The 14,222-nt window shown below is 39.3% G+C and carries 16 protein-coding genes; 4 read left to right on the top strand and 12 right to left on the bottom strand.

The annotated features are described in order from the left end of the window. The first annotated feature begins 4 nt into the window (after positions 1 to 4). The 4 genes from BMX56_RS07070 to BMX56_RS07055 all read left to right on the top strand — a co-directional run bounded on the left by BMX56_RS07070 (position 5) and on the right by BMX56_RS07055 (position 3,269). A complete protein-coding gene (locus tag BMX56_RS07070) occupies positions 5 to 454 on the top strand; it encodes an RDD family protein (protein WP_090643104.1) in 450 nt (149 codons plus the stop codon). Between the two features lie 5 nt (positions 455 to 459). Next, positions 460 to 1,290, top strand: coding sequence for an alpha/beta hydrolase family protein (locus BMX56_RS07065; RefSeq protein ID WP_090643100.1), 831 nt, complete (start codon positions 460 to 462; stop codon positions 1,288 to 1,290). 78 nt (positions 1,291 to 1,368) lie between these two features. Then, positions 1,369 to 2,364, top strand: a complete 996-nt coding sequence (locus BMX56_RS07060; RefSeq protein WP_090643095.1) for an MBL fold metallo-hydrolase — start codon at positions 1,369 to 1,371, stop codon at positions 2,362 to 2,364. A 125-nt stretch (positions 2,365 to 2,489) separates the two neighbouring features. Beyond that, complete coding sequence (locus BMX56_RS07055; protein ID WP_090643091.1) at positions 2,490 to 3,269, top strand: DUF5995 family protein; 780 nt, start codon at positions 2,490 to 2,492, stop codon at positions 3,267 to 3,269. 98 nt (positions 3,270 to 3,367) lie between these two features. On the opposite strand, the gene BMX56_RS07050 is transcribed toward BMX56_RS07055, so the two are convergent. The 12 genes from BMX56_RS07050 to BMX56_RS06995 all read right to left on the bottom strand — a co-directional run bounded on the left by BMX56_RS07050 (position 3,368) and on the right by BMX56_RS06995 (position 14,222). Then, positions 3,368 to 4,729 (bottom strand): lipopolysaccharide biosynthesis protein, encoded by a 1,362-nt coding sequence (locus BMX56_RS07050; RefSeq protein ID WP_090643086.1) that lies wholly within the window; start codon positions 4,727 to 4,729, stop codon positions 3,368 to 3,370. 121 nt (positions 4,730 to 4,850) lie between these two features. Next, complete coding sequence (locus tag BMX56_RS07045; protein WP_090643082.1) at positions 4,851 to 5,795, bottom strand: GDP-L-fucose synthase; 945 nt, start codon at positions 5,793 to 5,795, stop codon at positions 4,851 to 4,853. Between the two features lie 69 nt (positions 5,796 to 5,864). Further along, complete coding sequence (gene gmd, locus BMX56_RS07040; protein ID WP_090643079.1) at positions 5,865 to 6,980, bottom strand: GDP-mannose 4,6-dehydratase; 1,116 nt, start codon at positions 6,978 to 6,980, stop codon at positions 5,865 to 5,867. A 34-nt stretch (positions 6,981 to 7,014) separates the two neighbouring features. Beyond that, a complete protein-coding gene (locus tag BMX56_RS07035; RefSeq protein ID WP_090643074.1) occupies positions 7,015 to 7,878 on the bottom strand; it encodes an aldo-keto reductase family protein in 864 nt (287 codons plus the stop codon). A 6-nt stretch (positions 7,879 to 7,884) separates the two neighbouring features. Then, positions 7,885 to 8,895, bottom strand: coding sequence for a Gfo/Idh/MocA family protein (locus BMX56_RS07030; protein WP_090643069.1), 1,011 nt, complete (start codon positions 8,893 to 8,895; stop codon positions 7,885 to 7,887). 106 nt (positions 8,896 to 9,001) lie between these two features. Beyond that, positions 9,002 to 9,676 carry a cyclase family protein gene (locus BMX56_RS07025; protein ID WP_090643064.1) on the bottom strand — a complete coding sequence of 225 codons (675 nt, stop codon included), beginning with the start codon at positions 9,674 to 9,676 and terminating at the stop codon, positions 9,002 to 9,004. Beyond that, positions 9,663 to 10,787 carry a 6-hydroxymethylpterin diphosphokinase MptE-like protein gene (locus BMX56_RS07020; protein WP_090643060.1) on the bottom strand — a complete coding sequence of 375 codons (1,125 nt, stop codon included), beginning with the start codon at positions 10,785 to 10,787 and terminating at the stop codon, positions 9,663 to 9,665. Before BMX56_RS07020 ends, BMX56_RS07025 begins: the two co-directional genes overlap by 14 nt. Before the next feature lie 11 nt (positions 10,788 to 10,798). Continuing rightward, positions 10,799 to 11,254 carry a NanQ anomerase/TabA/YiaL family protein gene (locus tag BMX56_RS07015; RefSeq protein WP_090643055.1) on the bottom strand — a complete coding sequence of 152 codons (456 nt, stop codon included), beginning with the start codon at positions 11,252 to 11,254 and terminating at the stop codon, positions 10,799 to 10,801. A 12-nt stretch (positions 11,255 to 11,266) separates the two neighbouring features. Continuing rightward, complete coding sequence (locus tag BMX56_RS07010) at positions 11,267 to 12,016, bottom strand: inositol monophosphatase family protein (RefSeq protein WP_090643050.1); 750 nt, start codon at positions 12,014 to 12,016, stop codon at positions 11,267 to 11,269. Positions 12,017 to 12,046: 30 nt separating this feature from the next. Beyond that, complete coding sequence (locus BMX56_RS07005) at positions 12,047 to 12,649, bottom strand: D-sedoheptulose-7-phosphate isomerase (RefSeq protein ID WP_090643045.1); 603 nt, start codon at positions 12,647 to 12,649, stop codon at positions 12,047 to 12,049. A gap of 33 nt (positions 12,650 to 12,682) precedes the next feature. After that, positions 12,683 to 13,675, bottom strand: a complete 993-nt coding sequence (locus tag BMX56_RS07000; protein ID WP_090643041.1) for a Gfo/Idh/MocA family protein — start codon at positions 13,673 to 13,675, stop codon at positions 12,683 to 12,685. Positions 13,676 to 13,694: 19 nt separating this feature from the next. Beyond that, complete coding sequence (locus tag BMX56_RS06995) at positions 13,695 to 14,222, bottom strand: serine acetyltransferase (protein ID WP_090643037.1); 528 nt, start codon at positions 14,220 to 14,222, stop codon at positions 13,695 to 13,697.

Genomic DNA, 14,222 nt, shown 5'->3' with positions numbered 1-14,222 from the left:
AATAATGAAAGTAACTACGGTTATTCCCCGGGCCTATATCAAATTACGCATATTTGCTACTTTAATTGACTACAGCATTTATGGCATTTTTTACTTTGGATACATTTATGCTTTCGATGAATCTACCCGGCCCGACAATATGACCGTTACCGGATTGATGGCCCTGCCTATATTCCTGGTTTGGTTTTTATATTTTGTAGTCATTGAAGCCTTGAACGGAACACCGGGCCATGATATATGCAAACTTAAAGTTGTTACAAGCGGCGGGGCTAAAATAACAATTATAGATGCACTTAAACGCCGCATTTGTGACCCGATAGATATCATGATGTACGGAATACCGGCAATAATCTGCATTTCAAAAACAGAAAAGCACCAGCGCATAGGCGACCTTTTAGCAAATACCCTGGTAGTAAAAGCAAGCGATATAACTGTAACCGAGGTGATATTTTAACCCCCATGATCCGTAAAGATACTTACACCCTCCCAGGCGCTAAAGGCCGCCCCATGCTGATAGACGTAACTTACAATAACGCTTTTAAAGACGCACCTATAGTTATCTTCGCACATGGCTTTAAAGGTTTTAAAGACTGGGGCACGCATAATTTAGTAGCTGGCTACTTTGCCAACGCTGGTTTCAAATACCTGAAGTTCAATTTTTCGCACAACGGCACCACGTCCGATAACCCGCTTGATTTTACCGACCTGATAGCCTTTAGCGACAATACATTTTCGATAGAGCTGGAAGATCTGGATACCATTATTGATTTTGCCTGTAGCGGATCGGGCATGGCGGCAGCCCGTGGGGTTTACCTTATTGGCCACAGCATGGGTGGCGGTATCAGTATCATTAAATCAGCCGAGGATAGCCGGATAAAAAAGCTGGTTACTATGGCTTCCATATCAAGCTTTTATAACCTTTGGCCCGAAGAAATTGAGATACAATGGCGACTACAGGGCATTATTTACATGCCCAATAAGCGCACAGGCCAACAAATGCCCTTAAAATCAACCCTGCTGGGCGATCTGGATAAATATCCTAAACGCCTGGATATATTGGCGCAGGCAGCGAAAGTTAAACAGCCCTGGCTATTGATGCATGGCGATGCAGACCCTACTGTTCCGCTAGACCACGCCGAAGAACTATATGGCGTGCATCCCGACGCTGAATTTTTTATTTTGCCTGGCGGAGATCATACCTTTGGCGGTGCCCACCCTTATTTAAGCGATGTTTTGCCGGCATCGCTGGTTACATTTTGTGATACAGCAATATCATTTTTAAGTAAATAAAACCGGCGGCAACAATCTATCGTAACTTTTTTGTGTTAAAGCTGTCACACACCCAGTATAAGTATTATTATTGCTTAGATGAGTTTAGAAGGATCCCGCAAAAAAGCAAAAAAATATATCAACGTTATTCCTACCGACGAGGCCGGTTTTGGAAAAATGATTCCCATTTTATGCGAATATATAGGCAATAAAGCCGAAAACTCGCCCAGAAAACCGATTGGCCCCTTTAAAACCGACGTTACTATTTTTAATGACGCGCCCAAAAGTGGCCTGCGCATTACCTGGGTTGGCCACTCCAGCATATTAATTGAAATTGACGGCAAACGCATTCTTACCGATCCGGTTTGGGGCGATAGGGTATCTTTCTCCAAACATTTCGGCCCGAAGCGCTTTTTTAAACCGGCTATTGCTTTACAAGATTTGCCACCGCTGGATGCTGTGCTGCTATCGCATGACCATTACGATCACCTGGATAAGGATACTATTAAATTTTTTACAGACTCATCAATTCCTTTTTACTGCTCGGTTGGTGTAGGCCAGTATCTTGAAAAATGGGGAATACTTAAAAATTTTGTATTTGAGATGGACTGGGGCGATAGTGTGCTGATAGGTAACCAGGTTGTTACTACCTCCACCCCGTCAAGGCATTTTTCGGGCCGCGGCGTGGTAAACCGTAACGAAACCCTTTGGGCAAGCTTTGTAATAAAAGGCCCAAAACATAATATTTATTTTGGCGCCGATTCGGGTTGGTCGCCAAGTTTTGCCGAGATTGGCGAGGCCTTTGGCCCGTTTGATTTAACGATGCTTGAGGTAGGTGCCTACGGAAAATATTGGCCGGATATCCATATGGGCCCCGATCATGCTTCAAACGCCCACATAGCCCTCAAAGGCAAGCTCATGATGCCCATACACTACGGCACGTTTAACCTGGCCCCCCACGCCTGGTATGAGCCGGTTGAACGTTTGGAGCAGTTTGCCAAAGATAAAAAGATAGATCTTTTTGTACCTGAACCCGGTAAGCCCACCGAAGTTAAAGGCGCTTACAACTCAGCCTGGTGGAAGAAATTTATGTAGGTTACAGCCCACGAAAAAAAATATCCTGATATCGGCCAAAAAGTAATTGAACCACGTATTGTTCATGCGGTTTATTGCGCTATCTTTAAGTTTAATTACCTGCCTAAACTTACGGATACAATCCTATGCAAGCTACAACCATCGATCAAATAATAACCGAATTGGAAACCATCATTGCCGATGCCATACAAACCGGCAGCCGGGCGGGATATTTTGCGGCTTTATACCACAAAGTAACCTGCAAAGTAAAGGAAGGTATATTGGCCGGCGAGTTTGAGGATGGCAAAAGAATGGAGCAACTGGATGTTACTTTTGCAAGCCGTTATATTAAGGCCTATCATCAATGGCGACAAAAACAGCAACCTTCGGCATCATGGGCATTGGCTTTCAGCATATTTAATAAACCCCGAAAAATGGTACTGCAACACCTGCTTATTGGCATGAACGCGCATATCAACTTTGATTTGGGCGTTGCAGTAGTTGAAACCGCCCGGGCCTTTAACCAGCCATTGGCCCAGGTACATAAGGATTTTAATGCTATCAACACTATTCTGTCGGCCCTCACTTATGAGGTTATTAACGAGCTTAACCAGGTATCGCCCTTAATGTCATTAGCCGGTTTGCACGCGCAAAACAACTCTATCCTAATTCAATTTGCGCTTGGTAACGCCAGGGACGGCGCCTGGTGCTTTGCTGAAGACCTTTACACAAGAACAGGCCAGGATTACCTTAACCTAATAAGCAGCCGCGATGCCGATATCAACAAACTTGGCCTGGGCATTGTTGCCCCAGTAGGTTTATTGAGTTTTACTGTATGGCTTATCCACTTGTTTGAATGGCGAAACCCATCCAGAATAACCCGGGTACTAAATGAATATAAGAAAACGTATTTGAAGGTGAATTAATTTAAAGATTACATAGCATAAATTAGTGGACCAACGAAGATCAAGTTTACCGTTAAAAAACTTCTTAATCTTATTAAATACAAAATAAACAGCCACTGTTATTTGTCAAAGATACCTGTGGCTGTTTTATTGAGCAATTTATTTGTCTGTACGTGAAATAGAAAACCCATCACGAGAAACATCAGGAAGTTTGAGTAAGTAACACCAGCTACTCCAATATATTTCCCCAGTAAAATGGCTATCGGTATGTTAATAATAGAAGTTACGACAACCAAATAAAGCTGTAGCCGTAATTTGCCAATGCCGTTTAAAAAGAAAACGTGAATGGTTTGCCAACACGTAGCTATGACGTACAACATCATAGCAAATGAGAGCGAAAGTGGAATCACCACTTTTCCGTGCAGCCAGATCTTATAAACAAAAGGAGATATTATAAAAAGTACAACACTCAACATAGAAAATGCAAGCCATATCTTTTTAATTTTTTTTAGGGTGGCTTTCACCCAATCTATATCGCCTTTGGTATATGCATCTGTGAAGGCACTCCAAAACGGCGTCATGATAATGCTAAACGCCATTACCACTACAGCAAAAAGTTTATACGCTACATTGAAGGTGGTTACCTCCTTGGGACCAAATATTTGTGTAATTACAATGTTATCAGTTTGAAATAAAATAAGCGCTCCTATCTGGATGATAAAAAATATACCCCCAAGATTTAAAAGGTCTTTTATATATTTAAAATTTATATTCCTGATACTGGGGGCAAACCGTTTATAAGTGGTAGTATAAAACCAAATACTAGCAATAAGCTGTACTATTAAAGGCACCCCACCCAATGTAAGTACAAGGTTGGTTAAAGAGCCGCTTGTTTTTAAGGTGAGGATATAAATAATGATAACACTTGATAACTGACCTAAAAAAAGGATCAACGATACTTTTGCTGTAGCCAAACAAGCAGTAAGCACGGTATTTATTATCTGTAATACAAACTGCAAGCAAAAAAAACCTACTACTATTAAGGCTATATGGTTAAAATCGCTACCAGGGATATTGGGAGAGTTTAAAACCTTCGACCAATTAATGAAGAAATTTGCAATAAAAAAGAGTAAGAAAACACAGGCAGAAATTATAGTTAAAATACCATAGGTAGTACTCACATAAGTTTTTGAATCTTCATCATTACCTAACGCGTTTGATGCGGCAAGTTTGTTCTTAAGCCCGTTGCCAAGCCCTATATCAAAAAAACTGAACCAATTTATAACCGAACTTAAAGTGAGCCATATGCCGTATTGCGTAGCGCTTACATAACGAATGGTAAGTGGTATTAGGATTAACCCTATAGCAATACTGCCCCCTTTTAACAGAAATGCAAAAGCAATGTTTTTTTTTACTTTAACAGATCGTTCATGGCCTTTAGAAAAGTATTTATTAACTTTTGCGGTAACAGTTTTAATCATGGTAGGGCATTTTATTTACCTGTGGAGTTAATTAAGACTACGAAAAATAAATTAATGGCTTTTAACTGTCAATTATTTGGTTATCATAGGTGCCATTAAAACAGCTTTATAGGCGGAGGGCCTATCGCTCGCTGTTTATCTTACTTTTATCACTAAAATCATTGTAAGCCGATAAAATGCCCTCCTCAAGACTGGTATGATGTTTCCAACCTAAACTGTGCAGCTTATTAACATCCATTAACTTACGTGGCGTACCATCTGGCTTTGAAGTGTCGAATTTTAACTCACCTTCAAACCCAATAATCTTTTTTACAAGTCCGGCAAGTTCGGCAATGGTTAGGTCTTCACCTGTTCCTACGTTTACAAGTTCGTGCCCGTTATAATTTTCCATTAGGAATAAACAGGCCTCGGCAAGGTCGTCTGCATATAAAAACTCTCTTTTTGGACTTCCGGTTCCCCAAATGGTTACAGCTTCGTCGCCATTGATCTTAGCTTCATGAAACTTACGGATCAAAGCAGGTAATACGTGTGAATTGGTTGGGTGATAATTATCGCCAATGCCATATAAGTTTGTTGGCATTACACTAATGTAGTTACAGCCATATTGGCTGCGATAGGTTTCACACATTTTAATACCGGCTATTTTCGCTATCGCGTAAGGCTCGTTAGTTTCTTCAAGCGGGCCGGTAAGCAGATAATCTTCCCTAAGCGGTTGCGGGGCAAGTTTAGGATAGATGCATGAACTACCTAAAAACATGAGTTTTTTAACATTAGTAAGATAGGCCGAATGAATAACATTGCATTCCATTATTAAGTTATCATACAAAAAATCGGCCCGGTAAGTGTTGTTTGCCACAATACCACCAACTTTAGCCGCTGCAAGAAAAACATAATCGGGTTGCTCGGCCTTAAAAAAATCTAATACCGAGCGCTGATCGCGCAGATCGAGTTCTTTTGATCCTTTTAAAATAAGGTTTTCAAATCCCTCGTTCCGCAGCTTACGGGTAATGGCCGAACCAACCATTCCCTTATGCCCAGCAATATATATTTTGCTATTCTTTTCCATAAATCGCTGATCCTGCAAAGGACCTTTTATTACAATGTTTTAAATGACTATAAACAATTAAAAATCAGTTTATTCAAACTGATTTTTAATTGAATAACCATATTCTTTTAATAATTTTTCCTTACGGAAAAAGTTGACGTCAGAAGTCATCATGTCTTCGACAAGCATTTTTAGATCATACTTAGGTTTCCAACCCAATTTAGTGTTTGATTTAGTTGGATCGCCAATTAACAGATCAACTTCGGTAGGGCGAAAATAAGCCGGATCAACCGCCACAACTTCTTTACCAATCTCTATCTGGTAATCTGGAAGGCTGCAACTCGTAACATACCCCTTTTCACCTACACCTTCGCCTTTAAATTCAATTGTAATACCCACCTGCTCAAATGCCATGCGCACAAATTCACGCACACGTGTGGTTACTCCTGTTGCAATTACATAATCTTCAGGGGTTTCTTGTTGTAATATCAGGTACATGGCTTCAACGTAATCTTTAGCGTGGCCCCAATCGCGCTGGGCATCAAGGTTACCAAGATAAAGTTTATCTTGTAGCCCTAAAGCAATTTTAGCAGTTGCCCGGGTAATTTTCCGTGTAACAAAGGTTTCGCCACGCAACGGGCTTTCGTGATTAAATAATATACCGTTGCAAGCATAAATGCCATAGGCCTCCCTATAGTTAACGGTAATCCAGTAGGCGTACATTTTTGCCACCGCATAAGGTGATCGTGGATAAAAAGGCGTGGTTTCCGATTGGGGAACAGCCTGTACCAATCCATACAATTCGGATGTTGAAGCCTGATATATTTTAGTTTTTTTGGTAAGCCCAAGTATCCTTACGGCTTCTAAAATCCTAAGCGTGCCAATACCATCAGCATTAGCCGTATACTCAGGTGTATCAAAACTAACCTTAACATGCGACATCGCGCCAAGGTTATAGATCTCATCCGGCTGTACTTGTTGAATAATCCTTATCAGGTTGGTACTGTCGCTCAGATCGCCGTAATGAAGCTTGAATTTCAGGTTGCTTTCATGCGGATCCTGGTACAAATGATCTATTCTATCGGTATTAAATAAAGAACTTCTACGTTTTATACCATGAACTTCATAACCTTTTGATAGCAATAATTCCGCTAAATATGAACCGTCCTGGCCGGTTATTCCTGTTACAAGAGCAACTTTTTTCATTCTACTAATATTTATACAAACCTGATAATAAAACTTATTTCTTAGAATCGAACAGATTAATGGAGGATACTGTACTTTCGATATTTGCTTTAGACGATGCACCAAAAAGTATCGATTCTATATTTGGTAAATTACAAACATATTCTATCGCCTCTTTTGGCGGAATAGCACCGCCCCCCAATACCTGCATGGCAATAGCCCTCAGTTTACGGGTCTTAAGCGTCTCTTCATAAATTTCTTTACCTCCAGACATCCGGAAACCTACTTTGTTAATTGATGAACAGATAATTGGGTTTTCAATGCCTCCTTTTTCAAGCACCCCTAGTAACTTAGGCATGTTCATAGTAATAAAACCGGCTTCAGCATTATATTTCTTTTTTACATAGCTGTGAAAACCTGTTAAAATTTCGTTGGCGCCCAAGCCAAGGAACAAATCGGTTATTACGTTTTGTAAAAATATTACCGGTGTATTTACCCCTTTAAACATTTTCATCTCAGCATCAATCAAAAGCTCCATGATAGATATAAAATCCTTTGATAAAAATGCAACACCGCCTTTAAACAGCGTACCAAAAAGGTTACCTGGCACATATTGTTTTATGGTACCAGATATACCCAGTTCTGTTACTGCATTAGCATATTTGTGCGCGTATGGCATACAAGGATACACCTTAAAGTCTTTATACTTCTCGGGATCGGCTCTGATGATATCGCAAATGTTAGCTATCCGGTCATGAGTGGTACACATAAATGTATTTATGCCAACAGCCCTCGCCTCATCGAGTGTTTTAATAATTGCGCTATCATCCTTAAATTTGATCGATTGCGCTCTTGATTTTTCGTCAGATATATGATTAACAGCAAAAAACTGGTTGTCTCCAAAAAGAATTCTTTCCATTGTATGTTATTTAACGCTTTTTCTAATTAAATCAATAGCGCGATCGGTATACCATGCACTTTGAAATGTGTTAATTGTATTTGGAACCTTACCTTCAACGGCTTTAACAAAATAATCAAGCTGCGCCGAATATTCTTCTCCGCGCAAGTAAAAGTCAACCTCTTCTGTTAAATCGGTTATGTATTTTACATTCCATCCTTTTGAATATCCAGGATAGGCATTCTCTTCCTTAAGAAATACTTTAAGTTCATTAGCATCTGAAACTATTTTGCCTTTTGTACCAATAACAGTTAAAGAGGTTGACATTTTGCGGTAGGTTTCATCGCTCCAGTTAACCGATAAAACACCGGTTAATTTATTTGAAAGCTCAACCAGCGAATAAACCGCATCTTCAACACTTTTTGAATAGATAGATTTTAACAAGCTACCCTTGACCGCCGTAACAGGCGAAAGGATATCATTCAGTAGGTCAATCACATGCGAAGCATAGTCAAGCAAACAGCCACCGCCTTCAGACGGATCTGAGCGCCAGGTTTCCTGCTTTGCTTTAATAACCACCGGGCCGTATGATTCGGCCACAAAATGGTTTAGCTGGCCTAAAGCGCCACTATTAACTATTTTTTTTACTTCACCAAAAGTACCGATAAACTTGTTGTGATAGCCTACTTGGTTAACCTTGCCCTGTTTTTCGGCCAGTTTAACCAACTCTTCGCCCTGCGGGGCGGTAAGGCAAAAAGGTTTTTCGGCAAAAATGTGAACTTTACTCTCTAACAGATCTTTTATAATGCTGTAGTGAAATTTTGTAGGTACAGCCACAACAACCGCATCTGGTTTAACTTCGTTCACCATCTTCTTATAATCGGTGAAACAGTTAAAATTGCAATACCTTGATAAAAAATCATTTACCATTTTAGAGGTATCACAAACCCCAACAACTTCGACATCGGGGTGGGCACCCAAGATAGATAAATGGGATATTCCCATTTTCCCGGCGCCAATAAGTGCAACTTTTACCATATTTAATTTTTAATGATTAAAATCGTTAATAAATAAACCTGCTGTTTTAAAGCAGGATAGTTTGTTTACTAAATTACGATGCTGTAAAAGCATCAGACTTCAGTTGTTATTTCGCAAAAATAGTAACGGCCCCGCCGTTGCCGTCCTCAACCATTATCGGCGCTACAACCACCAATTCCATTTTATCATGCGCTGCCGCAATAGCCATATCCTCAATTACAAGGATAAATTTCTTACCTTCTGCAGGGCAAAGAAACGCCCGGTGACTTGCACGGCCTTCTACCCTGAATTTCCAGGACGTCAGCGAGATAAAATCAAAGCCCACGCAACGTAACGATGGGTAATTTTCCCTTAAATAATCGGCAAGCTCAGGAGCAAGGCCGGGATTATCATTCCAGTACTTATCTTCCCCGCGATATTGTTCATATCCGGTACGGATGATCAGCAGTTCGGTATCAGGTAAAATGGTTGTAAATAATTTGATGTCATCAATGCCTATCAGTTTAGCTTCGGTACATGGAACATCAATAAGCGACACTTTGTTGTAAAAATAATCCCCTACAGGTATATCAAATGTTTTAGCCCCGTTTTCGCAGAAATGATAAGGCGAATCTATATGTGTGCCTATATGGTTATTGGGTAACATCCAAAGAGATGTGTTGGCCGTGTCACCATTTTTTATAGACGAGCTTGGTCTGATACAAATCCTATCCTTATTGCCATAAGCCGGAGTAGATTGCGATATGGTATGTGAAAGACGCAGGTAGTTATTTGGGCTCATCCTGGTTGTTTATCTTTTGTAAGATGTTACTATTCCTGTCAATAAATATATACTTGTTTTGGTAAGGCCCAAAAGGTATATGCGAAAGGATCGCTGTTCTGATCAAATCCTTGCCAAGTACATTATCAGTTGTAAAAACTTCGTCGGTAACAGAAAACTCTTCGACAGTTTTTATAACTTTTGATTCGTTCCAAAATTTCAGAAAAGCATCTACCGAAAGCTTTGGATTTATGCCGTCAATAAAAAGCTGTCTTTCTTCTTCCTCGGGGTAATTAAAAAGTTCACGGATGGCCTTTCTTGGAAACGCCTCCAACTTACCACCAATTGTCGAATTATAGATATTTACGCCATTTTGGGTAAAAAACTTATACGCATCGTCAAATTTTTCGGCCATGATATCAACCCTTGCGGTATGATATTTTTTCCCTTTTCCCCAATAACGGGGGTCAAAGTGGCTTATATCATTATTGTCTTTTGCTTCCCAATCGCGTGAACTTAGTTTTTTCCCGGTATGGCTGGCAAAGCTCATATCAACGCCTAAAACGTAAATTTCTGTAAAGCCCAGGTAAGCCAGTATTTGTAAACCTGCATTAACTACAGATTGATTTATACCGCAATAAGGTAAATTTAAAGAGAAACCAGGTGTGTCAGTATGTAACCATAATACATTATCCCTGGCTTTAAGCTTTTCTTTAAAGTTAATGTTATAGGGCGTAATATCAGGGAAAAAGCTATACTCAAAATCTTCTAACAATTTGCCATTCAAGTCATCAAGCATATCCATGTATACCAAATCGTCGGTAATTGCAAAAAAATCAGGCTTCCAGCTTAAGCGCTCGTAAAGCATGTTTACGCGGTTAAAGCACATGGTGAACTCATCCTTAAGCAGGTACAACGGTGTTTCATTTAAACTTGGCCCATTCCCCAATATAAATGCGCGTTTGCCTTTATATTTGTTCTTAATATCCTTCCACTTCTGTAGGTTTTCTTTATCCTCCGACTCAAAAAGTCGCTTTAATTTTAATGTGGAATATCTGACAGACCTATCTAAAAATACAGAAAGCCCTTCTTCTTTAATGCTACTTATAGCCTGATCATAAACGCCTCGCATATCTTTTTGAATTAGGTAACTTTAATTTTTATAACAATCTTTTTAATGTATTCGGGCATGTTACTATAACAGTGCTGCGGCGCATGGGCATCTATCGGAAAGAATATTCCGTAAATACCATTACCAATAACTACTTCAGATTCCGGCTCGGTTGTTCTGTAAAAAGTAACGTCTTTTACCTCATCATATGCTGTATATGCTGATAGTTTATCGAGCGTGACATACTTAACCAGCTCTTTGCCGATAAAAGGAAACTGAATGTCGATAACACGCTTGTGTGCTTCGTAACCAAATCCGTTATCAATTTTGGTTTCATACTCCATAACCAATGCTTTTACATTGGCCGATATAGGGTATTCACCAAGCGCGATATCTACAGGAGCATTTTTTATAAATTGAAGCCCTTCGTATATATCCGCGTTAAAGGATTTATAGAACTCTATATTATCTACTGAATCTAAGATCATATTCTGTTTGTGTTATTGTCCGTTGGATGCATAAACCTTTAGGTAATTAGGACCCGAGCCCTCGCTGTATGAATAGCTACCGCCAGCAGCCTTAACAATAGCCAAACCGGCAGCAACATCCCAAATAGCAATATCATCTTCGGTGTAGGCTTCCATGCTTCCTTTGGCAACCATGATCAGCGAAAGCGCGGCCGATCCAAGCAGCCTCACCTTTTTATATGCCTGTATACCAGTAACAAATTTAAGCAGGGTTTCCTGGCTAAAATCTGAATAAACCGGAAATCCGGTAGTTAAAATACTGTCCTTTTTGTCTGTAATGTCGCTTACATAAATTCTATCGCCATTACAAAAAGCAGCTTCGCCTACTATGCCCGTGTATAGTTTTTGATGATTAAAATCATATATAACACCCAAAACGGGCTCTCCATTGTTCCAAAGACCAATAGAGATGCCGTACATATCAAAGTCCCTTGAAAAATTGAGGCTGCCATCAAGCGGATCGACTATCCACCGAAGCGTTTGTTCATCAGATGCTTTAACCAGTCCCGACTCCTCACTTAATATATTATAAGGGGTATTTTCTGATAAATGCTTAACTATTAATTTTTCTGATTCAACATCTGCTTCCAGTTTAATATCTTTTCCTATGCTGCTATTGATCTTTACATCGGCCTGCTTGGCCGCAATTAACAGTTCGCTGGCAAGGCGCGCTGCCTGAATAGCAATTTCAAGATCCTTTTTAAAAGCTGAATTGTAAGTCATTAATAACAGGGTATTATAATTTACTAATTATTAAGCAGTAAGTGAAAGAAACTCCGGATCAACAGAAAGATAATTCACAATTATATGGTTTAATATCATGTGTACATCTTCTATTGGACCATAATCGCCTTTAGGGTTTGGTGTATATAATGGTATAGTTGAAATTTCATTAAGCTTACCGCCTAAAAATCCAACAAAAGCAATTGAGGTACCGCCTAATTCATTAGCAAATTCAGCTGCTCTAACCAGGTTAGGTGAATTTCCACTTGCTGAAATGGCGATCAGAACGTCGCCAGATACAAATTGACCACGCATTTGCTCAACAAATACATCGTCAAAGTTATTATCGTTACCAATTGCTGTAATCATTGGAACGTTATCTGTTAAAGCAAAAATTTTGGGACGGAACTTTGAAAAGTAACGCACAAAAAATCTGAAATCGGCTTGCATGTGTGATGCGGTTGCAGCGCTGCCGCCGTTACCTACTACATAAATAGTTTTACCATTCTTGAATGCAGTGATCATTGCTGTAACCACTTTTTCAAGTTGTTCAACTTCAATCTTGTCTAAAATTGCGGTCAACCGCGAGGTGTAATCCTTTAAATAATCTTTGAGTTGCTCTCTTCTTTCCATAGTAGAAATTTTTAATTTATGATAATGTAATTTTTAAAAATCCTTTTGATCGTAAGCTTTATCTATAATACGCATCAATTTGTACGCATCATCTGAATTACCAATGGCTATCTCCTTGTCATCTGTAATTGAGTCAAAGAAATGATCCATTTCATAACGCCAGCTATTGTTGTTAACATACTTAGTAACTACTTCGTCTTTCCAGGTAGCGGCCGGTGCAGTTGATCTGTTTTTGGCTATTGACAATGTTTCTTCACCATATGACATTGATGACGTAATTAATCCATTTAAAACCATATAACCTTTTTCAAGGAAAATCTCTAACGAAAACAAGTGGCGCCATTGCGACATGGTTGAGTGTAATGAAGCAACTTTACCTGTTGCTGATTCTTTAAGAATAACAAACGCATTATCCTCAACATCCATATGCCAGTAAAGGTTTGATACCTCCGCTTTAACCACATCAAAATCACCTGATAGGTAAAGGAAAAGATCAAGCATATGTATGCCTTGATCCATCAATATGCCACCGCCCGAAAGCTCTTTTTTTGCACGCCATTGATTAAAATAATCTTTGGTAACACTTTTGCCATAGCGGCCCCTTAACCAAAGTACTTTTCCGTATTCGCCGCTATCAATAAGGTTTTTCATGTGAATAACACTATCATGATGGCGGTGGTTAAAACCATACATTAATTTTTTACCGCTGGCAGCTTCGGCTTCTTTTATCTCGAGGATATCTGCGCCGGTAAATGCGGGTGGTTTTTCGCAAAACACATGCTTTTTTGCATTTAATGCTCGTATAGTTAGCGGTTTGTTCAAAAAATTTGGAGTACAAACAATAACTACATCAATCTCGGGGTTATTGATGATATCATCATGACTAACATTGGGTATGCCATCAACCACAGCCTCGGCATTTGGTTCTGAAACGGCAACAACAACGGCTTTTTCAATCTCTTTAATGGCCTGGTTACGAATTTTACCCATAATGCCATAACCAATTATTCCAACTTTATATTTCATTATTGTAGATTTTATAATTTTAACTCTGCTTTAATAACGTACATGGGGCACTCACAACAATTGAATTTGCCGGAATACTTTTAATAACAAGACTTCCAGCACCTACTTTTACATTATCACCGATAGTTACATTACCAACAATTATACTACCAGTAAAAACTTCGACATTGTTTCCGATAGAAGGAATTTGATTTCCGTTTGATCCGATAGTTATATTGTGCCCCAGATAAACGTTTTCGCCAATAACGGTTCGTTGATTAACAACGATCGAATAGGCATGATTCAATTTTAAGCCTTTTCCAATTCGTGTTTTAACTGGCAAATCAATGCAGTATCTGTTAGTCATCAACCGGTAATAAATACCTATTGGAGTTAATAAATAATAAACAAATCTGTTTTTATAATAAAAATGATTTAAAACGCGGTAAAGTAAAACTATCCTTACACTCTTTTTAATAAGAAAAAGAACTACAACAGGCCGATCACGAGTGGTTTCCTTTGCTTTAACAATATCAGCCTTTAATTTTTCGAGTAAACCAGCGTTCAT

This window comes from Mucilaginibacter sp. OK283 (assembly GCF_900110415.1).
In the GTDB taxonomy this organism is placed as follows: domain Bacteria; phylum Bacteroidota; class Bacteroidia; order Sphingobacteriales; family Sphingobacteriaceae; genus Mucilaginibacter.
The sequence above is the reverse complement of the archived record's forward strand: the minus strand, read 5'-3'. Positions and strand labels throughout refer to the sequence as shown.

Excerpts from the sequence above, each read along its gene's own strand:
- BMX56_RS07020 (WP_090643060.1), bottom strand. The coding sequence starts at position 10,787 with ATGCGAGGCGTTTATGATCAGGCTATAAGTAGCATTAAAGAAGAAGGG.
- BMX56_RS07045 (WP_090643082.1), bottom strand. The coding sequence starts at position 5,795 with ATGGAAAAGAATAGCAAAATATATATTGCTGGGCATAAGGGAATGGTT.
- BMX56_RS07010 (WP_090643050.1), bottom strand. The coding sequence starts at position 12,016 with ATGACTTACAATTCAGCTTTTAAAAAGGATCTTGAAATTGCTATTCAG.
- BMX56_RS07005 (WP_090643045.1), bottom strand. The coding sequence starts at position 12,649 with ATGGAAAGAAGAGAGCAACTCAAAGATTATTTAAAGGATTACACCTCG.
- BMX56_RS07030 (WP_090643069.1), bottom strand. The coding sequence starts at position 8,895 with ATGGTAAAAGTTGCACTTATTGGCGCCGGGAAAATGGGAATATCCCAT.
- BMX56_RS07025 (WP_090643064.1), bottom strand. The coding sequence starts at position 9,676 with ATGAGCCCAAATAACTACCTGCGTCTTTCACATACCATATCGCAATCT.
- BMX56_RS07000 (WP_090643041.1), bottom strand. The coding sequence starts at position 13,675 with ATGAAATATAAAGTTGGAATAATTGGTTATGGCATTATGGGTAAAATT.
- BMX56_RS07035 (WP_090643074.1), bottom strand. The coding sequence starts at position 7,878 with ATGGAAAGAATTCTTTTTGGAGACAACCAGTTTTTTGCTGTTAATCAT.
- BMX56_RS07055 (WP_090643091.1), top strand. The coding sequence starts at position 2,490 with ATGCAAGCTACAACCATCGATCAAATAATAACCGAATTGGAAACCATC.
- BMX56_RS07060 (WP_090643095.1), top strand. The coding sequence starts at position 1,369 with ATGAGTTTAGAAGGATCCCGCAAAAAAGCAAAAAAATATATCAACGTT.
- BMX56_RS07015 (WP_090643055.1), bottom strand. The coding sequence starts at position 11,254 with ATGATCTTAGATTCAGTAGATAATATAGAGTTCTATAAATCCTTTAAC.
- BMX56_RS07050 (WP_090643086.1), bottom strand. The coding sequence starts at position 4,729 with ATGATTAAAACTGTTACCGCAAAAGTTAATAAATACTTTTCTAAAGGC.
- BMX56_RS06995 (WP_090643037.1), bottom strand. The coding sequence starts at position 14,222 with ATGAACGCTGGTTTACTCGAAAAATTAAAGGCTGATATTGTTAAAGCA.
- BMX56_RS07070 (WP_090643104.1), top strand. The coding sequence starts at position 5 with ATGAAAGTAACTACGGTTATTCCCCGGGCCTATATCAAATTACGCATA.
- gmd (WP_090643079.1), bottom strand. The coding sequence starts at position 6,980 with ATGAAAAAAGTTGCTCTTGTAACAGGAATAACCGGCCAGGACGGTTCA.
- BMX56_RS07065 (WP_090643100.1), top strand. The coding sequence starts at position 460 with ATGATCCGTAAAGATACTTACACCCTCCCAGGCGCTAAAGGCCGCCCC.